Source organism: Archangium sp. (assembly GCF_036389735.1).
GTDB lineage: Bacteria > Myxococcota > Myxococcia > Myxococcales > Myxococcaceae > Archangium.
In genome coordinates, this window is record NZ_DASVWK010000966.1 from 1 (window position 1) to 19,223 (window position 19,223).

Here is a 19,223-nt window from a genome sequence, read left to right on the forward strand (position 1 = left end):
GCAGGCACCCCGCGTGGTTGCACCAGTCGTCGAGCCCCTTGTAGCGCCCGTTGATCCTGGCAACGCACAGGCTGACCTTGCCCACCTCGTAGCCCCGCATCTCTTTTTCGGCGAAGTCCGCCGGTCCGAGCTTGATCTTCATCGACTCCGTCTCTCTGGACTCAATACCCTGAAGTCAACACCGTGCGCCCTTCTATCCGACCCGCCCGCCCCCGGGGAGGGCTCCCGTGTGAAACCGGCGTTTTCGCTCGCCTGCACCCCCGTTTCGGGGGCATTACCTTTTCCCCGTGATGCCCCCCGACAAAGCAACCGTGGCCCAGGTCCTCCGGGACATCTCCCTCCTCCTCCAGATGAAGGGCGAGAACGCCTTCCGCAGCCGCGCCTACGACGTCGCCGCCGATCGCATCAGCGGCCTCGGCGAGGATCTCGGAGCCCTCGTCCAGCAGGGTCGCCTGCAGGAGCTCCCGGGGATCGGCCAGGCCATCGCCGACAAGGTCTCCGAGCTGATCACCACCGGTAAGCTCGCCTACTTCGAAGCCCTCAAGGCCGAGTTCCCCCCGGGAGTCCTGGAGCTCGTCCGGGTGCCCGACCTCGGCCCGAAGAAGGCCCTGGCCCTCGCCCGACAGCTCGGGGTGGACGGCGTGGACGCGTTGGAGAAGGCCTGCCGCGAGGGTCGCGTGCGCCAGCTCCCCGGCTTCGGCGAGAAGAGCGAGGCCAAGCTGCTCGACGGCCTCGCGCTGTACCGGCGCACCGTCAATCCCCGGCGCCTGCTGGGTGAGGCACTGCCCGTGGCCGAGCGCATCCTCGAATCCGTGAAGGCCGCCCCCGGGGTCATCCGCGCGAGTCTCGGAGGCAGCGTGCGTCGGCGCGCCGAGACCATCGGGGATGTGGACCTCATCGCCTCGGCACCGGATGCCAACGCGGTATTCGACGCCTTCTCCCGCGCGCCCGAGGTGGCCCACATCATCGGCCGCGGCGAGAGCAAGTGCTCGGTGCGGCTGCACGAGAGGGATCTCCAGGTGGACCTGCGCGTCCTCCCGGACGAGGACTTCGCCACCGCCCTGCACCACTTCACCGGCTCCAAGGCGCACCACGTGCGGCTGCGCGGGCTCGCCCATGACCGGGGGCTGAAGATCTCCGAGTGGGGCGTCCACGACGCCAACGGCCAGAAGCTGAGCGTCCCCGACGAGGCCGCGCTCTACCGGCTGCTCGACATGCAGTACATCCCGCCCGAGCTGCGCGAGGACACCGGGGAGATCGAGGCCGCGCTGCAGGGCCGGCTGCCCGAGGATCTGATCACCCTGGAGGACATCCAGGGCGCCGTGCATGCCCACAGCACGTGGTCCGATGGGAAGAACTCGCTGGAGGAGATGGCGCGCGCGGCCCAGGCGCTGGGCCTCCGGTACCTCACCGTCACCGAGCACAGCCAGGCGGCCATCTACGCCGGGGGCCTCAAGGAGGAGGACCTGCGCCGGCAGTGGGACGAGATCGACCGCGTCAACGAGACCGTCAAGGGCGTGCGCCTCCTCAAGGGCATCGAGGTGGACATCCTGGAGAGCGGTGCGCTCGACTACTCGGACGGCGTTCTGGAGCGGCTCGAGGTGGTCATCGGCTCCATCCATGTGCGGCACAGCATGAACGAGGAGCAGATGACGCACCGGCTGCTCCAGGCCTTCGACAACCCGCACCTGCAGATCCTCGGGCACCCCACCGGGCGGCTCATCCAGAACCGCGAGCCCTACCCGGTGCGGATGGAGGCGGTGCTCGACAAGGCGGCCGAGCGCGGCGTGGTGGTGGAGGTCAACGGCAAGCCGGAGCGGTTGGATCTCAAGACGGAGCACGTACGGCAGGCGCTCCAGCGCGGGGTGAAACTGGTGGTGAGCTGCGACGCACACAAGGTGGCGGACCTGGGCAACCTGGCCTTCGCCGTGGCCACCGCGCGCCGGGGCTGGGCGCGCAAGGGCGACATCCTCAACACCCTCCCCGCCCAGGGCTTCGTGGACACACTCCGCACGCGGCGTGCTTCCTGACGCGGGCCGTCACCGGTGCTAGGCTCGCGGCGCCGTGTCGCACCGCCTGCTCGCCCTCGTCCTCGCCCTGCTCGCCACCAGCGCCTCCGCCGCGGAGGACCGCCCCTCGCGCGCCGATCTCCAGAAGGCGCTGTCCCTGTATGAGCGCTCGGGGGTGCGGGTGCGCGGCTCCCGCGAGGCCGGCCCGGGCATCATCGTGGGCGCCGAGGGCCAGGTGCTCACCTCCGTGCGCCACGTCAGCCTGGAGGCCGCGCAGGTGGAGTACGGCGGCAAGACGCTGCCGGCCACGGTGGTGCTCGCCAACGCCTACCTCAAGGTGGCCGTGGTGGCCGCCCCGCCCGGCACCTACCCCGCCGCCCCCGTCAAGGTGAGCGAGGAGAGCCCCGCCGGCCAGTGGCTCATCGGCATCCGCCAGGGGCGAGGCAAGCAGAAGGACAGGCCGGAGTCGGCCCGGGCGCGCAAGGCCCCCGAGCCCTTCATCGACGTGGACCTGATGCTGCCCGCGGGCAGTCCCCTCTTCGACACGAGTGGCCGACTGGTGGCGGTGTGCGTCCAGCGCCGGGGTCCGGGTTGCCGGGCGCTGCCCCTGGACGCCGTCAAACGGCAGCTCGCCGCCACCCCGCAGCGGGTGGCCACCCCTTGAGCGCCTCGGCGGCCACCCTCTGGCGTCCCACCGCCGTGCAGGAGGTGGTGGGCCTGTGGGCGCTGGGCTTCCTGGGCATCATCCTCGCCTTCCTCCTCTTCGGAGGCTCCGGCGTCCCCAAGCTGGTGGCCACGGTGGGCTTCCTCTACCTGCCGCTCATCCCCATGCGCTGGCGCGGCGAGGACTACCGCGACTACGGCCTCACCCTGCGCTACTGGCGGCGGGACGTGCGCCTCTTCCTGGGCATGAGTCTGGTCGTCTTCCCCCTCTTCTTCGCCGCCTTCGCCCTGTGGACGCAGGTGCTGCCCCTGCTGCCCACCGAGCTGGCGCGCCTGCTGGCGCCCTTCCGCGGCCCCGCGCACTTCGTCCCCCGGCTGCCGCCCCAGTTCGCCGAGTGGGTGGTGGATCAGCTCTTCGTGGTGGCGCTGCCCGAGGAGTTCTTCTACCGGGGCTACATGCAGGCACGCCTGCGCGACGCGTGGCCCCAGGGCCGGCGCGTCCTCGGCATCCGGCTGGGGCCCGCCTTCTGGGTGACGGCGGTGCTCTTCGCGCTCGGACACCTCGCCATCTTCCAGGTGTGGCGCCTGTCCGTCTTCTTCCCCGCCCTGCTCTTCGGCTGGATGCGCGAGCGCACCGGCAGCGTGGTGGGAGCCGCCCTCTTCCACGCCGCCGCCAACCTCTTCGTGCGCGTCCTCGAGGCGTCCTTCTTCGGCGTCTGAGGCGCTACGGCGCCAGGTGCCGCATCTGGAGGTCCGTCTCCACCGTCAGCGTGGTGCCCTCGGGCAGTTCCACCCAGCCGGCCGGACGCTTCACGTGCGAGGCCACCACCACCGTGCGCCGACGGCGGTGTGCCGCCACGCCCGGCTGCGAATCCAGCGAGGTGGGGGTGATGCCGCACACCTCGCAGCTATCCGTCCCCTCCAGGCGCGTGTAGTACAGCGGCCGACCTCCCTGACGCGTGGCGACCACGATGAAACCATTGGTGGCCAACAGGTTCACCGTGGAGGTGCGCGCGGCCCCCGATTGCGCCGAGGCCCTCGACAGCTCCCGGGCCGTCTCCGCCAGCAGTCCGCCCGCCACCTTGGCTTCCAGCCGGGGATCATCCGCGTGCCCCGTGTCCCACAACTTCTGGAGGAAGTGCGCGAAGGCCACCTCGCTGGCCGTCTCTCCGCGGATCTGCCGCTTGAGGAAGTCGGGCACCGAGGCCAGCAGCGAGGCGCGGATGTCGGTGAAGCCCTCCAGGGTGCCCTGGTGGGCGAAGAGCCAGCGCCGCGAGCGGAACGGCTGCGTGTTCTCCTCCAGCGACAGCCCCACGGGCAGGCGTTGGCCGTGGAACAAGAGCGCCTCGGTCTCATGCGGCGGAGCAAGCGATTCCAGGGTCAGGTTCGCGTCCCGGGGAAAGCGACGCAGCAGGACATCCTCCTGGGAGTAGGTGCCAATCCCCACCGCATTGGACCGTCCTTCCTCCTGGAGGGCCACCTGCCCTTCCAGCCGATGCAGCTCGCACCGCACCAGGTTCGGATCGGACGTCAGAACGGCCAACGCAACGGACATGCGGCAAACCCCCTTGTTCGTCACAATAGATAGTGACGCCGCCCGCCTCTCTCAACCCAGCTTCGTGCCAACTTCGTGCCCCCTCGTATGCCGCCCAACCCCTTGAAAGGACTGGGGTTTACCCACACGGAACGTTTGACAGCCTCGGAACGAGGTGCCTAACATCCGGGCGCTTTCCAGAGGGACGGGATTCTCACGGCCCTCCCTGGCTACACCGGAGACGGAATGTCGGACGACATCGCGATCGGCATCGACCTGGGTACCTCCACCTCGTGCGTCTCCGTGGTGCAGGACGGTCAGCCGTTCGTCATCCCCAACGAGTGGGACGAGACGACCCACGCCTCGTGCGTGTCCTTCCTCGAGGACGGCTCGGTGCTGGTGGGCAACGCGGCCAAGCGCAACATCATCACCAACGCCGAGTCGACGGTGTACTCGGCCAAGCGGCTCATCGGGCGCTACTTCTTCTCCGACGAGGTGAAGAAGGCCCAGGCCGTCATGCCCTACAGCATCGTCGAGGGCGAGAACAACTCGGTGCGCATCGCCGCGCGCGGGCACACCTACTCGCTGCCGGAGATCTCCGCGCTCGTCCTCAAGGAGATGAAGGCCGTCGCGGAGACGTACCTCGGCCGCACGGTGACCAAGGCCGTCATCACCGTCCCCGCCTACTTCAACGACAACCAGCGCCAGGCCACCAAGGACGCGGGCCGCATCGCCGGGCTGGAGGTGCTGCGCATCCTCAACGAGCCCACCGCGGCGGCGCTCGCCTACGGCTTCGGCCGGGATGTCAGCCAGCGTGTGGTGGTGTACGACCTGGGCGGCGGTACCTTCGACGTCTCCATCCTGGAGATCGGCAAGGACGTCTTCGAGGTGTTGTCCACCGCCGGTGACACGTACCTGGGCGGCGACGACTTCGACGACCGCATCATGACGTGGCTGGCCGACGACTTCCTCAAGCGCACGCGGTTGGATCTGCGGCAGAACAAGTTCTGCCTCCAGATGCTCAAGGACGCGGCCGAGCGGGCGAAGATCGACGTGGGCACCCACGGCACGGCGGACATCAACTGCCAGGGCATCTGCCAGGACGCCAACGGCAGCGTGTTGGATCTGACGGGCCGGCTCACCCTGGACCAGTTCAACCGGATGGTGATGGACCTGGTGCAGCGCACCTTCAAGGTGTGCGACGAGGCCCTCCAGTCCGCGCGCATGACGGCGGCGGACATCGACGCGGTCATCCTGGTGGGTGGCCCCACGCGCCTGCCCATCATCCGCAACTCGGTGCGCCACTACTTCCAGAAGGAGCCCAAGGAGGGCATCAATCCGGACCAGGTGGTGGCCATGGGCGCGGCGCTGCAGGCCAACGCGCTGCTGGACTCCGCCACCGAGACCTTCCTGGTGGACGTGACGCCGCTGTCGCTGCGCATCGGCACGGTGGGCGGCTACACCGAGAAGATCATCGACAAGAACACCCCCGTGCCCATCGACCGCTCGAAGACCTTCACCACCAGCCGCGACGGCCAGGAGAAGGTGAAGATCCGCGTCTACCAGGGCGAGTCCAACCGGGCCGATGAGTGCGAGATGCTCGGCGAGTTCGAGTTCTCGGGCTTCCGCATCGGCTACCGGGGCGAGGTGAAGATCGACGTGACGTTCGAGATCAACACCGACGGCATGGTGAACGTGTCGGCCGAGGACGTGGACACGGGGCAGAAGACCTCCACCACGCTGACCATGTCCTCGGGCATGTCGGAGGCGGACATCCAACGCTCCATCGAGGCCAACAAGCAGGTGCATCTCGCGGGGCACGACGGGGCCGATCTCCCCACCGTCGTCACTGGCAGGAGGTAGCCGAGCACGATGTCCCAGCCTCCCCACAACGGCGCCGGCAAACCCCCGGCCCCTCCACCGGCCACCCAGCCGGCCCGTCCCGCCTCCGGCACCGCGCCGGCCATCGCCCCCGTGCGACCTCCACCGCCCCCCGGTGCACCGCGGCCGCCCGCGCGCCCCACCGCCCCGAGCATTCCCGCCGTGGGCTCCGGAGTCCGCCCGGCCGCGCCTCCGCCGCCGCCGGGTGCTCCCCCGGCCGTCCGTCCTCCCCCGCCCCCCGGTGTGGCGCCGGCCGTGGGCTCCGGAGTCCGCCCGGCCACGCCTCCCTCGGCTCCCGGTGTGCCCGCCGTCGCTCCCGCACGTCCGCCGGGGACGCCGCCCGCGACGCGCCCCACCGCCTCCGTGCCGCCCCCGCCTCCGCCGGTCGCGGCCATGGCGCCCACGGGCTCCGCGCCTCCGCGTCCTCCCTCCGGAATGACGCCGGCGCGTCCGCCTCCGCCTCCCGCCGCCGTCCAGCCCCCGCCCCCGCCTGGGGTGCCCCGCCCGCCGGGAATGCCCTCCGTCGCCCCCGTGGCGCCGGGGATCGCGCCCCTGGTGCCCGCCATCGCGCCCGCGGTGGCGCCGGTGCGCCCGCCCCCCGCCGTTCAGCCCCCTCCGCCTCCTCCGAGCGCGGCCGGGAAGACCCTGGAGCTCGACCCCGCCCAGATGGGTGAGCTGTGGGACCGCTGCTCCCGGCTCGACCAGATGGACTACTTCGAGGTCCTCATGGTGGAGAAGACGAGCGCCCCGGCGGACATCAAGCGGGCCTTCTATCGGGAGAGCCGCGCCTACCACCCGGACCGCTTCTTCCACCTGGACAACAAGGAGCTCAAGGACCGGGTCAACGATCTCTACAAGCGTGTCACCGAGGCCTACTACGTGCTTCGGGACGACGCGAAGCGCCGGCTGTACCTGGCGGACATCACCGGCCCGGAGCGCGCCCAGAAGCTGCGCTTCACCGAGTCCTCCGAGGCCGAGACGCGAGCGGCCTCCAAGCGTCAGGTGGACGAGCAGATCGGCGTCCACCCCAAGGGGCGCCAGTTCTATCAGACGGGCGCGGCGGACGCCGACGCGGGCCGCTGGGCCTCGGCCGAGCGCAACCTGAAGATGGCGCTCACCTATGAGCCGGCCAACGCCCGCTACAAGGAGAAGCTCGCCGAGGTCCAGAAGGTGCTCCTGGAAGAGGCGCGCAAGCAGGGCGACGCGTTCAAGATCCGATGACCATTGATCTGATCCTCCTGGGGCTGGTGCTCCTCTTCGCCGTGGTGGGCGCCCTCACCGGAGGGGCGAAGCAGATCGCCAATCTGGTGGCGATGGCGGTGGCCTGGTTCGCCGCGCGCCAGCTGGGCCCCATCGTGGGGCCGAGGATGGCGGAGGCGCTCGGGGGCGTGCCGCTGCTGGTGGGAGTGGTCGCCGGCTCGATGCTGGTGTTCATCGGCGTGCTGGTGGCGGTGCGCTACGCCCTCACCACCCTGCTCCAGCGGCTCTTCCGGGGCGGCGGCAAGGATCCGGACAACCGGGGCATCGACGGCGGCCTGGGCTTCGTGCTCGGGGGCGCCAAGGTGATGGCCATCTCCTACGTCGTGCTCAGCGCGCTCGTCTTCGCCGAGCAGCACATCGTCGTGGCGGGCAAGCGCCTCGGCCTGTCCCCCAAGGACTCGGTGTCCTTCGGGCTCGCCCGGCGCTTCAACCTCTTCGAGATGACGCAGTTCGCCTCGGTGAAGGACCTGGTCGCGGTGACCCAGGTGACGACCAACCCGGAGCAGGCCCAGCGCATGGCGGACAACCCCGCCTTCAAGTCGCTGAAGAAGGATCCGCGCTTCCAGCGGGCGCTGTCGGACAAGAAGCTCCGCGAGGCGCTGGAGCGAGGTGATACGCAGGCGGTGCTGCGCAGCAACCTCGTCCTCCAGCTCCTGCAGGATCCGGACTTCGTGTCCCGGCTGGGAGCCGCGGCACGGGCCTCCCAGCGCGAGTGAGCCCCGGGCTCAGAGCCCGAGCTGGGCGCCGCCCGCCTCCATGCCGAACAGGCGAGCCCGGACGAAGCCCTCGTCCACGGTGACGTGCTGGCGACGGTGCTCCGGCGCCTCGAACATGACGTCCGCCATCACGTGCTCCAGGATGGAGCGCAGGCCGCGTGCCCCCAGGCCCTTCTCCACGGAGAAGCGCACCACCTCGCGCAGGGCCCCCTCGGCGAACTCCAGCTCGATCCCGTCGAGCTGCAGCAGCTCCCGGAACTCCCGGACGATGGAATCCGGAGGCTCGGTCAGCACGCGCAGCAGCTCCTTCTCCCCGAGCAGATCCAACTGCACCACCACCGGCAGGCGTCCGAGGAACTCGGCGAGAATCCCGTAGTCCACGAGCTGCTTGGTGGTGATGCGCCGGTTCACCTTCTGGGGCTCCAGCGAGCCGAAGCCCATGGGCCGGGAGTCCGCCGTGCCCCCGTAGTCGTGCAGGTCCGAGAAGGTGCCCGCGCAGATGAACAGGATGTCCCGGGTGTCGATGGGCACGAAGTCCCCCCGGTTCCACGCCTGGGTGACGTTCATGGGGACGAAGACCTCGCGGCCCTCCAGCAGCTTGAGCAGTGCCTGCTGCACGCCCTCACCGCCGATGTCCCGGCTCCCCGCCCCGTTGCGCGCTCCCTGCGAGCGCCGGGCGATCTTGTCCACCTCGTCGATGAAGATGATGCCCCGCTGGGTGTCCTCGACGGAGTGGTTGGCCTTGAAGAGCAGATCGGCCACCATCACCTCCACGTCCTTGCCGTAGTAGCCGGCCTCCGTGTACTCGGTGGCGTCCACGGTGGTGAACGGGACGGAGAGGATTTCCGCCAGGTTGCGGGCGATGTGCGTCTTCCCGCTCCCGGTGGGTCCGATGAGCAGGATATTGGACTTCTTCAGCAGCGAGGTGCGGCGCAGCCGGCGCGCCTGGACTCGCTTCAAGTGGTTGTGAGCGGCGATGGCCACGGCCCGCTTGGCCGCCTCCTGGCCGATGACGTACTTGTCCAGCCGCTCGTAGATTTCCCTCGGCGTCAGCAGCGGTGAATCCCTGCGTGCGGACGACTCCATGTACCCTCCCCTTCGTTCCATGCAGCCTCCGGGCCTACTGAGGAACAAGAGTAGGAATCCGCTGGAGGACAGCCCACCCGCTTCGAGGGGAAGGGGCGAACACTGGGGAACGCTCGTTCGGCCGCTCTTCAACCGGGGGGTTGAACCGCGAGGGGTTTCCCGGTACTTCCCGCGAGCGTTCATTGTTGAACGACTTCAGCACCTCTAGCCCGGGAGCACAGAAACGCCGATGCCGCCCATCACTCCTCCGCACCGCTGGACCATCGCCGACGCCCAGGACACCTACGGAATCCGCAACTGGGGCTCCCCCTACTTCGGCGTCAATGAAAAGGGCCACGTGTGCGTCCACCCGGACGGTCCCACGGCACCGAACATGGACCTGAAGGAGCTGGTGGACGAGGTGCGGCGGCGCGGCATCGGCCTGCCCCTGCTCCTGCGCTTCACGGACGTGCTGCGTCACCGGGTGGTCCACCTGAACCAGGCGTTCCGCAAGGCCATCGCGGACCACAACTACAAGGGTGCGTACCAGGGGGTCTACCCCATCAAGGTGAACCAGCACCGGTACGTGGCGGAGACCATCGTCGAGACCGGCAAGCAGTTCAACTACGGCCTGGAGGCCGGCAGCAAGCCGGAGCTGCTCGCGGTGATGGCGCTGCTGGATCAGGAGGAAGCGCTCGTCATCTGCAACGGCTACAAGGACGAGGAGTACGTCGAGACGGCGCTGCGCTTCTCGCGCCTGGGCCGCAAGGTCATCCTCGTGGTGGAGAAGCCCTCGGAGCTGCCCCTCATCGCCGAGGTGGCGCGCAAGACGGGCATCGCTCCGCGCATCGGCGTGCGGGTGAAGCTGTCCACGCGCGGGGCCGGCAAGTGGGAGGCCTCGGGCGGAGACCGCTCCAAGTTCGGCCTGTCCTCCTCGGAGCTGATGAGCGCCATCGGCTTCATGAAGGAGACGGGCCTGTTGTCCTCCTTCGAGCTGCTGCACTTCCACCTGGGCAGCCAGATCTCCAACATCCGCAACGTGAAGAACGCGCTGCGCGAGGTGGGCCGCTTCTACGTGGAGGTGGTGCGCCAGGGGGCGCCGCTGAAGTACCTGGACGTGGGCGGCGGCCTGGGCGTGGACTACGACGGCTCGCAGACGAACTTCACCTCGTCCATGAACTACACCACCGAGGAGTACGCCAACGACGTGGTGTTCTCGGTGATGGAGGCGTGTGACGCCGCGCAGGTGCCGCACCCCAACCTGGTGTCCGAGTCGGGCCGCGCCGTGGTGGCGCACCACGCGGTACTGGTGGTGGACGTGCTGGGCACCAGCGAGTTCGATCCGGCCAACGTGCCGGAGAAGGTGGACGAGAAGGCGCCCTCGGTGGTGCGCAACCTGCTGTCCACCTTCCGCGAGGTGACGAACAAGAACCTGCTCGAGGCCTACCACGACGCCCAGGACTACAAGGAGGAGACGCTGACGCTCTTCTCGCTGGGACACCTGTCGCTGGAGCAGCGGGTGGCGGCCGAGAACATCTTCTGGGCGCTCTGCCAGAAGATCATGCGCATCGCCCGCGAGGCGGGGGAAATCCCCGAGGAGCTGGAGGCCCTGGAGAAGCAGCTGTCGGACACCTACTTCTGCAACTTCTCGGTGTTCCAGTCGCTGCCGGACTCGTGGGCGATTGATCAGCTCTTCCCCATCATGCCCATCCACCGGTTGAGCGAGCGGCCCTCGCGCCGGGCGGTGCTGGCGGACATCACGTGCGACTCGGACGGGAAGATCGACCACTTCATCGACAAGCGCGAGGTGAAGGACGCGCTCGAGCTGCACCCGCTCAACAATGACGACTACTACCTGGGCATCTTCCTGGTGGGGGCCTACCAGGAGATCCTCGGCGACCTGCACAACCTCTTCGGTGACACGCACGCGGTGCAGGTGTCGCTGGGGCCCAACGGCGGCTACCTGATCGACCACGTGGTGGAGGGCGACACGGTGACCGAGGTGCTCAACTACGTGAGCTACAACAAGGACGACCTCGTGGCGAAGCTGCGCAAGTCGACCGAGGTGGCGCTGCGCAACGGACGGCTGTCGCTGGACGAGTCGCGCCAGCTGCTGCGCATGTACGAGGAGGGCCTGTCCGGCTACACGTACCTGGAGCGCGAGGTGGACGCGTCCTTCGTGGCCGGCCACGGGCAGCAGCTGCGCCTGGTGGCGCCGGAGACGGGAGCGGCGGCCAACGGCGGCAAGGCCCCCATCCCGCCCACCGGCACGGGCGCCTGAACCTCACGGTAGAACCATGGATGTAGAAGAAGCCCCGGGTGCCCTCAGGTACCCGGGGCTTTCTCTTTGGCGCTTCAGCGTCGGCGCCAGTTCATCACCCGGGCGAGGAACACGGTGCCGAAGACGAGCACCGTGAAGGCCGCGGTGTAGCCAAGGAAGACGAGCCAACCGGTGGTGGCGCCCGGGATGCCCACGCCAGGGCTCATGTCCTGGAACTGCGCGCCGGAGAAGAATCCACACGCGAGGCTCACCGGCAGGAAGACGAACACCAGGATGCCCACCATCCGGTCGAACTGATCCCTCTTGTACTGGTCCAGCTCCGCGGCCTGGTCCTTCATGGACTCCACCGTCTCCTGGAGCCCGTGGAGCGAGTGCCAGGCGAGGTAGCGCGCGTTGACGTCCGGGTCCTCGCTCACCCGCGTGTGCCACAGCGAGTTGGTGAAGAGCATGACGTCGGAGCGGACGCTGCGCGCGGGCCGCAGGCTCTGCCAGCGCGAGGTGCGGTAGCGCTGCTCCACCTCGGCCATCCTCCGGCTCGTCTCGAAGGCCGAGTACCGCTGGCCAATGGTGAGCAGGAAGAGGAGGAAGTCCCGGTCGCTCGCCAGCGGCCCCCTCCCCTCCTCCTCGATGAGGATCTCCACCCGCGCGCCGCCCGTGGAGGTGAGCCAGTGCTCCGTCTCCCCGGCGGCGTCCCGGAGCACCCGCCGGCTCTCCGCCGCGGCCTCCGAGGGCAGCTTCTCCAACGAGGGCTCCGTCCCCGAGGCGAGCGCGTGGAAGAGCCCCTGCATGGAGCGCGAGTCATCGAGCATCGACGAGCGGCCCCGCGAGATGCGGTAGGCGCCGTAGACGAGCCACCGCTCCGGGCCCAGCGGGGCGAGCCAGGAGGGCAGTCCGCGCAGGGCCTCGAGCTCCCACAACGCCTTGCCCTCCACGAGCACCGCCTGCTCCTGGGCGAGCTCATACAGGGAGGTCTCCTCGTTCCGGGGCCGCTCGACCCAGACGACGACGAGCCGGTTCGGGTAGACGGAGACGCGGGCGGTGTGGCCCTCGGCGGGCTTCTCGTAGTGCAGCACGTCCGCCTCGGCCGTGGCCCCCAGGAAGGAGCTGACCACGGCGGGGTGGAAGGCCACGCCCTGGGAGGAGAGATCGCAGCGACGGAAGCCCCGGGACACCAGCTCCACGTCCGGCGCCGGCCCCCGCCACAGGAAGGGCCGGGCGAACACCGTGTGGGCGCGGAGGACGCGCACGTTGCGGCCGACGTTGAAGCGATTCCAGAGCGCCTCCCACAGCTCGCGGCGGGACAGGCGGGTGCCCGAGTACGGCGCCGCCACCATCGTCGAGCGGCCCACTGGGTTGGCGTAGCCATCCGAGTACCACGGGTCCGAGTAGTCGTTGGGCTGGCGCTCGAAGCGTCGCTTCCCCTGGGCCCGTGGCGTCCCATCCGGCAGCCGGTCCCCCTCGAGCTCGTCCAACCAACCCGCGAGGTTCGCCAGCGAGCCCGCGCGCTCGGGGGTGAGCGAGAAGGCATGCCAGGGTTTGCTCTGCCCCGTCCGCGCGATGTGGATGGCCATGAAGTCGAAGCCCTGGCCGTAGTGGGTGTTCACCGTGTCGCTGCGCGCGAGGAGCCGGAGCACGGTGACGTCCTGGAAGGAGGACAGGAAGAGCGCGTCCACGCGCCGCACGGCCGCGCCCTCCTGCTCACCCAGGGGAATGTCGAGCTGCACGCGCTGGGCGCGCGAGAGTTCGGCTCGGTACAACAGCTCATCCGCCTTGAGGCGCCGGGAGATGGTGGGGGGGACGAGCACCTCGGGCAGCTTCGCCAGCTCCGCCGGGAGGCGGACCCGATCCACCACGGTGGCCATCAGCTCCACCAGCTCGCGGGCGGGGCGCCCCTCGTCCGAGGAGGGCCAGAGGTACAGGGCCGCGTAGAACACCGTGCCCAGGGCGCGCTCGTAGTCGCCCGCCGTCTCGGTGTGGCCCTGCTCCCACTCGCCCACGTAGTCGGCGAGCGCATCGGCGCCCTCGGGCCAGGCACCGTGCAGGAGTCGGTACACGGCCAGCAGGGTGGCGCAGACGACGTCGAGGGTCGGCTCGTGGACGCGCAGGGAGAGGGGCCCGAGCGAGCCCTCGGGCTGCCCCTGCCGCAGCTCCTGGGAGAGGGCGTCGAGCTCGGCGGCGGAGAGGAGGACGACGTTGGTGGTGGAGCGCACCGAGCGCCGCGTCCACTGGGGCAGCTTCCACGCCAGCATGCGCGGGTGGGGCGGGAGGGCCTCGGGCCGCGAGCCCGTGCTGATGAACAGCTCACGCGCTCCGGGCTCGTCCCCCGGATGGGGCTTCGTGGAACTCCACGTCACCTGCCCCTCGCCCACCAGCAACTCCACCACTTGTCGCAGCTTCGCATCCATGGGGCGCACCTTATAGGCGCAACCCGCGCGAGAATCCCGCTGGACAGAAGGAAGACGGGGACTGGCGTATGATGCCGGCCGTCACCCAGAACCCACCAGGAGCGCGACATGGCAGACCTTCCGCGGGGCCGCGGGCCCACCCCTCGCACCAGCCGCCCCCTCTTGCTCGCCAGTGCGGGCGTCGCGCTCGTGAAGATCGCCTGTGGAAACGTCACCTCCGGCAACCTCATCGCCCCGCCGCCGTGCGACGAGAACAACCAGAACGAGCCCTACTGCGTGAACCAGGGCCGTGACGCGGGCGTGGATGGCGGTACGGGGGACGGTGGTACGTCGGACGGCGGTCGATGAGCGCGCCCGTCCTGCCCCACGTCCCCGGCGAGGAACTGTTCGAGCTGGGGATGCTCGGGGGCAATGTCGAGCGGCGCTACCGCAAGCTGCGACCCGAGGTGGAGGCCCTCCCGTGGGGGACGCTCCGCCCCGAGGAGTTCCCCGAGCACCTCGTCCTCGCCGCGCGCAGGGCCTGGACCGAGGCCGCCTTCCAGGAGCACCGCACCGCCGCCGCCTGCACCGCGACGCTCCAGGCGCTCATCGCCGCGCGGGCCCCGTTGGATCTCATCGGCATGGCGTGCCGCTTCCCGCTCGACGAGATGGTCCACGTCGAGCTGTGCGCGCGGCTCGCGACCGAGCTCGGCGGTGGCATCCCCCTGCTGCATGATCCGCTCGGGATGTTCCCCCCACCCCGACCGGCCCGCGCGCTCGCGCAGGCGGCGGAGCTCGTCGTCCGCAACTTCTGCGTGGGCGAGGCGATCTCCATTCCCCTGCTCCGAGGCACCTGGCGCGCCGCGACGCACCCGCTGGTGAAGGCGGTGCTGGGGCGGATCGTGAAGGACGAGGCCGCGCACGGGCAGTTCGGGTGGATGTTCCTGGACTGGGCGTTGCCCTCGCTGAAGGCGGACGAGCAGGAGGTGCTCCGGGAAGTAGCGGGACAGACGATCGCCGCCATCCGGGAGAACTGGTCCCGCATCGCCAGCCGGGCCGAGGAAGAGGCCAGTGCCATCCACGCGCTCGGGTGGATGCGGTCGCGGGAGTACCTGGAGCTGGCGCGCGGGTCGATGGAGACCGAGGTGCTCGCCCCGCTGCGTGCGCGTGGGCTGGAGCCTCGCTGACACGGCATGCGCGGGTACCTTCAGGGCAGCCCGGTCGACCTGGCGGTGTTCCGCATCACCGTCTTCGTCGTCGTGCTGCTCTCCCGCGACGTGTACGAGGCCCCCACCTGGGCGGCGACAGCCGACGCGGTGAGGGCCGCGCCCTTCGGCCTCGGGTGGCTCGCCCCCTGCCTTCCGCTGTCGCCCGCCTGGACGTGGGCCGCGCTCGCGGTCCTCGTGCCCTCGGCGCTCCTCTCGGTCCTGGGACTCTTCACGCGGTGGGCGACGGTGCTCGCGGCGGCCTCGTTGAGCTACGTGCTCGCGGTTCCACAGTTCTCCGGGACCGTCATCCACACGCACCACCTCGTGTGGTTCGCCGTGTTGCTCGCGGCGAGTCCCTGCGGGGATGCGCTCTCGGTGGACACGTGGCTGCGCGCGAGGCACGGCCCTCGGGCCGCTCCGGGTGAGGCCGTGGCGTACGGGCTGCCGGTCCGCGTCGCCTGGGTGCTCGTCGGGCTCATCTTCCTCTTCCCGGGGCTGTGGAAGTGGCGGGTGGGGCTCGACTGGGCGCTGGGCGGGACGCTGCGCGACCAGCTCTATTGGAAGTGGGCGGAGTACGGCGGCTGGCGTCCCAGGCTCCGCGTCGACGAGTGGCCGGGCCTGCTGGAGGCCGGTGGCGTCGCCGTGATGCTGTTCGAGCCGCTCGTGCTGCTCGGCGTCCTCGTGCCACGACTGCGCCCCTGGACCGTTGGCGCGGCGCTCCTCTTCCACGCGGCGACGGCCCTCGTGTTCCGGATCCACTTCTCCTCGCTGTGGGCCTGCTACACCGTCTTCATTCCGTGGAGCCGTGTGCTCGCACGTGCCGGGCTGCTCGGAACCACCGCTGGAGAGAACCCCACCGGGCACGTGCGCCGCTGGCTGCCGGCCACGGTCGTCGGCGGGACGCTCGTGCTCGGCGCCTCCGTCTTGGGGGCGGCGGGCATTCAGTACGGCTTCCCCTTCGCGTGCTACCCCACCTTCCACACGAGGGTCCCGGCGGAGATTCCCGCGCTGGAGCTCGAAGCGCACGTCGACGGCCGCCTCGTCCGATGGGACCTCGCCTCAGGAGCCTCGCAACGCGAGTGGGGCACCCTGTGGTACCTGGCGCTCCGCCCGGAGCCGTCTCGGATAGCCCGGTGGACGGAGGTCCTCCGCACCCGTCATCCGGAGCTCACCTCGGCCGAGCACGTCCGCGTGTTCCGCACCTGGCGCGCGGCGGATCCCCGTGCATCCTCCGAGGTCCTCCGTCGAGAGCTGCTCTGGGCGCAATGAACCTCGCCGAGATGCCCTCCTCTTCCCAACTCCGAGCGACACGCCCCTGGTGGTGATGCAAGGCCGCGGGGGTGCTGGAGCCGCTATGGCAGCAGGGCAACAACCCGGTGGCCACGCGCCTGTATGTGTCGGCCCGTGGCGGAACAGCCGGAGCTACTCCGGCCCCCTGCCGGCGTGAGAGGGCGTGAAGCGCACCACGGAGCCCTCTCCCGGCTCCAGGAAGGCCTCGTCCCCGGCCTGCTGCCGCAGCCGCTCCAGCATGCGGCGGTGGTGCTCCGCGCGGGTGATGAGCATCGCGAAGTCGAAGCGGCCCAGGCGCGCGTCCTTGCGCGCCAACCGCCGCAGCGTCCGCCACAGGGACAGCCGCCCCTCGGTGCCCAGGGACAGGGCTTCCATCTCCACGAACCGGCTCAGCGGCGAGTAGCTCACGAGCCGCCCGTTGAGCTTCAGGCGCCCCAGCCGCTCGCCCACCCAGGCCACGCCCTGTTTCACCCGATCCTGCTTCAGCCCCAGCGCCAGCAACACGCCCTGGAGCGTCGCGCGATCCTCCTGAAGCTCGGGGATGAACACGGCCAGGAACTCGCCCACGGAGTTGCCCTCGTTCTCCGCCTTGGCCCTGCGCGCCAGCTCCAGGCCGATGACCGAGCCCGCCAGATGGTCGTTCAGGTAGATCCTCAAGAGTTCTACGTTCACCGTGACCTCCTCGGGGCTCGTCCCGTCTCTCGGGAAGAGTCGGCATTCCCGAGTCGCGACGCATGGCGTCGCGCCCGGGTGTTCGAGGAGCAGGCGACGAGGCGAGCCCTACCGGGGCTCGTCCGGGTAGCGGAAGCTGACGGGCAGCTTCACGTCCGGGTGCAGGCTGCGCGTGACGGGGCAGCCATGGGCCACCTCCTCCAGACGGGTGCGGTGGGCGGCCGACAGGCCCGCGGGCATGTCGATCTCCACCACCAGCTCGCCGATGCGGCGCGGTGGAGGCGTCATCCGCTTCTCCACCCGGGCCTGGGCGTCGCCGAAGGGAATCCCCTCGCGCGAGGCCGCCAGGGCCATGGTGGTCAGCATGCACGAGGCGAACGCCGCGCCCACGAGGTCCGTGGGCGAGAAGGACATGCCCGTGCCCCCGTTGTCCTTGGGGGCCTCGGTGGTGATCTTCGTGCCGGACGGGCCGTGCTCGAGCCGGCAGTGGAAGCCCGGCGCGCTCTGGACGTTCATCACGACGCCCGTGGCGGGAGTGGGTTGGCTCATGGTCGTGTCTCCGAGACGCTAGCGGACGTAGGCGGTGTGCTCTTCCGGATCCGGCTTGGGCTCGTCGGGGCTCCAGTCGATCGTCTTGAGCAGCGACTTGTGGCGCTTCTTCACGTCCTTGTCGAGGAAGGCCACGGCCTCCTGCATGACGTCCATGAGCCGGCGCGGCTTGCGCTTCATCTTCGCGTCGCTGAGCAGTGCGTGGGTGAGCCACGGGAAGACGGCGGTGACGTCGGTGTGGACGTACATGGAGCCCGCCTCCACGGCCTCGATGGAGACCTTGCCCCAGGTGTGGCCCTCACCGGCCGGGCAGCTCGAGAGCGCCCCGTTGTCCACCGGGTCCACGCAGAACTGCACGTCGATGTCGAAGCCGTCCGTGGGCACGCCGAGAATCTGATCCAGCAGCGGCTCGCCCTGGAGCGTGTAGTTCTTGGGCACGCCGCCGCCGAGGATCCAGATGGCCAGCTTGTTCGAGTAGTGGTGGCGGCAGTAGTGCTGGATCGCCGACATCCAGTAGACGTCGTCGTTGATGTCGATCTCGAACTTGAACTCGGCCCCCAGCAGCCGCTTGAGCTTGACGGCGTTGAGGAAGATGGAGCCGTCCTGCACGGCGCCCACGAAGATGGGCACGCCGTGCTTGTAGCAGGTGGACAGCAGCGAGGGCTGCTTCACCCCGAGCTTCTTCTCGATGGCGTGGATGGACTTGCCGAGCAGGTAGTGGAACTCGGGGGTGGTCATCTTCCGCTGGAACTCGGGGCCGCGGAGGATGGCGGAGAAGAGCCGGTCGGTGTCGAGCAGGGCCTCCTCCCAGAAGCCCAGGTCGTAGATGCGGATGATGCGGGCCAGTCGGTACTGGAGGTCGCCCGCGTTGGGGTTCACCTCGCGGATGGCGTGGCCGATGATGCGGTGGGCATCGTGGTAGAGGTTGGCGCCGGTGGTGGTGAGCGCCGAGATGATGCCCTTCTCGATGAGCGGGATGACGCAGCTCTGGTGCAGACCCGCCGGGGTCATCGCGCCCGAGAGCGTGAGGAAGATGGAGGCATCCACCTCCATGGAGCGGCGCATCAGCTCGAACGCGGTGCGCTCCTGACGCCCCACGTAGGCCGAGAAGGCGTGCGCGAGCAGCTCGGTGGGGCTCTCCTTGCCGGTGATGGGACGCGGATCCGCCTTGCGAGCGCCCGAGTAGTGGGCACGCAGGTTCTTCTTGGAGTTGGAGGAGGTCTTTGCCATGGCGCGCGATCTACCACCGCGCGCCCTCGGAGGGGAGCCCGGGTTTACTTGTGCTTCTTGCCCTTGCGGCCCTTGTCGTCCTCATCACCCTCGGTGGGGGTGGACTCGGGGGCCCCGAGCGCGCGCTGACGCACCTGCTCGGGCGACAGGTGCCCGGTGTCCGAGACGACGCACGAGAGGTAGGCGAGGTCCGCCAGCGCCCTCATCGCCCGGGCGCGCACGGCCTCGTCCTCGGAGGACAGCAGCTCCGAGGCGGCGGAGATGTAGCTGCTCGCCAGCGACTCGAAGAGGTACACCCGGTTCTCGATGGTGTCGTCCTTGGCCATGGCACTGCCCTCCCCTTACCGCGGTTCGACGACGGGACGCGCCGCGGCCGGGGCCACCGGCTCGGGCACGCGAAGATCGCTCATCGCCAGCCGGTCCAGGGTGGCGTGCCGGTAGACCTCGAGCATCCGCTGCTGGCCGAGCTTCCACACCCCGT

At 69.7% G+C, this 19,223-nt stretch carries 17 protein-coding genes and 1 pseudogene; 10 read left to right on the forward strand and 8 right to left on the reverse strand.

Annotated elements, in window-relative coordinates:
* Window positions 1–142: pseudogene (locus VF794_RS34385) on the reverse strand (Rieske (2Fe-2S) protein); the annotation flags it as partial.
* A gap of 148 nt (window positions 143–290) precedes the next feature.
* On the opposite strand from VF794_RS34385, the gene polX reads away from it, so the two are divergent.
* Genes polX through mrtX form a run of 3 tightly spaced genes read left to right on the forward strand, consistent with a single transcriptional unit; the run spans window position 291 to window position 3,392 of the window.
* On the forward strand, window positions 291–2,030 hold the full coding sequence (gene polX, locus VF794_RS34390; RefSeq protein ID WP_331117370.1) for a DNA polymerase/3'-5' exonuclease PolX: 1,740 nt from the start codon (window positions 291–293) through the stop codon (window positions 2,028–2,030).
* 34 nt (window positions 2,031–2,064) lie between these two features.
* Window positions 2,065–2,673 carry a serine protease gene (locus tag VF794_RS34395; protein ID WP_331117354.1) on the forward strand — a complete coding sequence of 203 codons (609 nt, stop codon included), beginning with the start codon at window positions 2,065–2,067 and terminating at the stop codon, window positions 2,671–2,673.
* Window positions 2,670–3,392: a myxosortase MrtX gene (gene mrtX / locus VF794_RS34400; protein WP_331117355.1), complete on the forward strand. Its 723-nt coding sequence runs from the start codon at window positions 2,670–2,672 to the stop codon at window positions 3,390–3,392. The genes VF794_RS34395 and mrtX overlap by 4 nt, the downstream gene beginning before the upstream one ends.
* 4 nt (window positions 3,393–3,396) lie before the next feature.
* Here mrtX and VF794_RS34405 read toward each other — a convergent pair whose 3' ends face one another.
* Complete coding sequence (locus VF794_RS34405) at window positions 3,397–4,227, reverse strand: class II glutamine amidotransferase (RefSeq protein WP_331117356.1); 831 nt, start codon at window positions 4,225–4,227, stop codon at window positions 3,397–3,399.
* Between the two features lie 225 nt (window positions 4,228–4,452).
* Here VF794_RS34405 and dnaK point away from each other — a divergent pair, with 225 nt between their 5' ends.
* From dnaK to VF794_RS34420, 3 genes are read left to right on the forward strand one after another with little or no spacing between them, the layout of a single operon-like run.
* A complete protein-coding gene (dnaK, locus tag VF794_RS34410) occupies window positions 4,453–6,069 on the forward strand; it encodes a molecular chaperone DnaK (protein WP_331117357.1) in 1,617 nt (538 codons plus the stop codon).
* A gap of 9 nt (window positions 6,070–6,078) precedes the next feature.
* Window positions 6,079–7,308 (forward strand): J domain-containing protein, encoded by a 1,230-nt coding sequence (locus tag VF794_RS34415; protein WP_331117358.1) that lies wholly within the window; start codon window positions 6,079–6,081, stop codon window positions 7,306–7,308.
* Window positions 7,305–8,063 (forward strand): CvpA family protein, encoded by a 759-nt coding sequence (locus tag VF794_RS34420; RefSeq protein WP_331117359.1) that lies wholly within the window; start codon window positions 7,305–7,307, stop codon window positions 8,061–8,063. Before VF794_RS34415 ends, VF794_RS34420 begins: the two co-directional genes overlap by 4 nt.
* Window positions 8,064–8,072: 9 nt before the next feature.
* Here the strand turns inward: VF794_RS34420 and clpX are convergent, their stop codons facing one another.
* Window positions 8,073–9,149: an ATP-dependent Clp protease ATP-binding subunit ClpX gene (gene clpX / locus VF794_RS34425; protein ID WP_331117360.1), complete on the reverse strand. Its 1,077-nt coding sequence runs from the start codon at window positions 9,147–9,149 to the stop codon at window positions 8,073–8,075.
* A 229-nt stretch (window positions 9,150–9,378) separates the two neighbouring features.
* Between clpX and speA the strand changes: the two genes are divergently transcribed.
* Window positions 9,379–11,409, forward strand: coding sequence for a biosynthetic arginine decarboxylase (gene speA, locus VF794_RS34430; RefSeq protein ID WP_331117361.1), 2,031 nt, complete (start codon window positions 9,379–9,381; stop codon window positions 11,407–11,409).
* A 74-nt stretch (window positions 11,410–11,483) separates the two neighbouring features.
* Here speA and VF794_RS34435 read toward each other — a convergent pair whose 3' ends face one another.
* The gene (locus VF794_RS34435) at window positions 11,484–13,814 is read right to left on the reverse strand and encodes a hypothetical protein (RefSeq protein ID WP_331117362.1); all 2,331 of its coding nucleotides are present in this window, start codon (window positions 13,812–13,814) and stop codon (window positions 11,484–11,486) included.
* 108 nt (window positions 13,815–13,922) lie between these two features.
* On the opposite strand from VF794_RS34435, the gene VF794_RS34440 reads away from it, so the two are divergent.
* Genes VF794_RS34440 through VF794_RS34450 form a run of 3 tightly spaced genes read left to right on the forward strand, consistent with a single transcriptional unit; the run spans window position 13,923 to window position 16,270 of the window.
* Complete coding sequence (locus tag VF794_RS34440; protein ID WP_331117363.1) at window positions 13,923–14,162, forward strand: hypothetical protein; 240 nt, start codon at window positions 13,923–13,925, stop codon at window positions 14,160–14,162.
* Window positions 14,159–14,980, forward strand: a complete 822-nt coding sequence (locus VF794_RS34445; RefSeq protein ID WP_331117364.1) for a ferritin-like domain-containing protein — start codon at window positions 14,159–14,161, stop codon at window positions 14,978–14,980. The genes VF794_RS34440 and VF794_RS34445 overlap by 4 nt, the downstream gene beginning before the upstream one ends.
* Window positions 14,981–14,986: 6 nt before the next feature.
* The gene (locus tag VF794_RS34450; RefSeq protein ID WP_331117365.1) at window positions 14,987–16,270 is read left to right on the forward strand and encodes an HTTM domain-containing protein; all 1,284 of its coding nucleotides are present in this window, start codon (window positions 14,987–14,989) and stop codon (window positions 16,268–16,270) included.
* Between the two features lie 153 nt (window positions 16,271–16,423).
* On the opposite strand, the gene VF794_RS34455 is transcribed toward VF794_RS34450, so the two are convergent.
* The 4 genes from VF794_RS34455 to VF794_RS34470 form a co-directional block, all read right to left on the reverse strand.
* On the reverse strand, window positions 16,424–16,963 hold the full coding sequence (locus tag VF794_RS34455) for a hypothetical protein (RefSeq protein ID WP_331117366.1): 540 nt from the start codon (window positions 16,961–16,963) through the stop codon (window positions 16,424–16,426).
* A gap of 108 nt (window positions 16,964–17,071) precedes the next feature.
* Window positions 17,072–17,512, reverse strand: coding sequence for an OsmC family protein (locus tag VF794_RS34460; RefSeq protein ID WP_331117367.1), 441 nt, complete (start codon window positions 17,510–17,512; stop codon window positions 17,072–17,074).
* Window positions 17,513–17,530: 18 nt separating this feature from the next.
* Complete coding sequence (locus VF794_RS34465; RefSeq protein ID WP_331117368.1) at window positions 17,531–18,742, reverse strand: deoxyhypusine synthase family protein; 1,212 nt, start codon at window positions 18,740–18,742, stop codon at window positions 17,531–17,533.
* Between the two features lie 44 nt (window positions 18,743–18,786).
* The gene (locus VF794_RS34470) at window positions 18,787–19,068 is read right to left on the reverse strand and encodes a hypothetical protein (RefSeq protein WP_331117369.1); all 282 of its coding nucleotides are present in this window, start codon (window positions 19,066–19,068) and stop codon (window positions 18,787–18,789) included.
* Window positions 19,069–19,223: the final 155 nt, after the last annotated feature.

What these genes read in the sequence shown, in the direction of transcription:
- VF794_RS34445 (WP_331117364.1), top strand. Translation starts at nt 14,159, where the DNA reads ATGAGCGCGCCCGTCCTGCCCCACGTCCCCGGCGAGGAACTGTTCGAG.
- VF794_RS34440 (WP_331117363.1), top strand. Translation starts at nt 13,923, where the DNA reads ATGGCAGACCTTCCGCGGGGCCGCGGGCCCACCCCTCGCACCAGCCGC.
- VF794_RS34415 (WP_331117358.1), top strand. Translation starts at nt 6,079, where the DNA reads ATGTCCCAGCCTCCCCACAACGGCGCCGGCAAACCCCCGGCCCCTCCA.
- dnaK (WP_331117357.1), top strand. Translation starts at nt 4,453, where the DNA reads ATGTCGGACGACATCGCGATCGGCATCGACCTGGGTACCTCCACCTCG.
- polX (WP_331117370.1), top strand. Translation starts at nt 291, where the DNA reads ATGCCCCCCGACAAAGCAACCGTGGCCCAGGTCCTCCGGGACATCTCC.
- VF794_RS34470 (WP_331117369.1), bottom strand. Translation starts at nt 19,068, where the DNA reads ATGGCCAAGGACGACACCATCGAGAACCGGGTGTACCTCTTCGAGTCG.
- VF794_RS34460 (WP_331117367.1), bottom strand. Translation starts at nt 17,512, where the DNA reads ATGAGCCAACCCACTCCCGCCACGGGCGTCGTGATGAACGTCCAGAGC.
- VF794_RS34420 (WP_331117359.1), top strand. Translation starts at nt 7,305, where the DNA reads ATGACCATTGATCTGATCCTCCTGGGGCTGGTGCTCCTCTTCGCCGTG.
- VF794_RS34465 (WP_331117368.1), bottom strand. Translation starts at nt 18,742, where the DNA reads ATGGCAAAGACCTCCTCCAACTCCAAGAAGAACCTGCGTGCCCACTAC.
- VF794_RS34450 (WP_331117365.1), top strand. Translation starts at nt 14,987, where the DNA reads ATGCGCGGGTACCTTCAGGGCAGCCCGGTCGACCTGGCGGTGTTCCGC.
- VF794_RS34435 (WP_331117362.1), bottom strand. Translation starts at nt 13,814, where the DNA reads ATGGATGCGAAGCTGCGACAAGTGGTGGAGTTGCTGGTGGGCGAGGGG.
- clpX (WP_331117360.1), bottom strand. Translation starts at nt 9,149, where the DNA reads ATGGAGTCGTCCGCACGCAGGGATTCACCGCTGCTGACGCCGAGGGAA.
- VF794_RS34405 (WP_331117356.1), bottom strand. Translation starts at nt 4,227, where the DNA reads ATGTCCGTTGCGTTGGCCGTTCTGACGTCCGATCCGAACCTGGTGCGG.
- speA (WP_331117361.1), top strand. Translation starts at nt 9,379, where the DNA reads ATGCCGCCCATCACTCCTCCGCACCGCTGGACCATCGCCGACGCCCAG.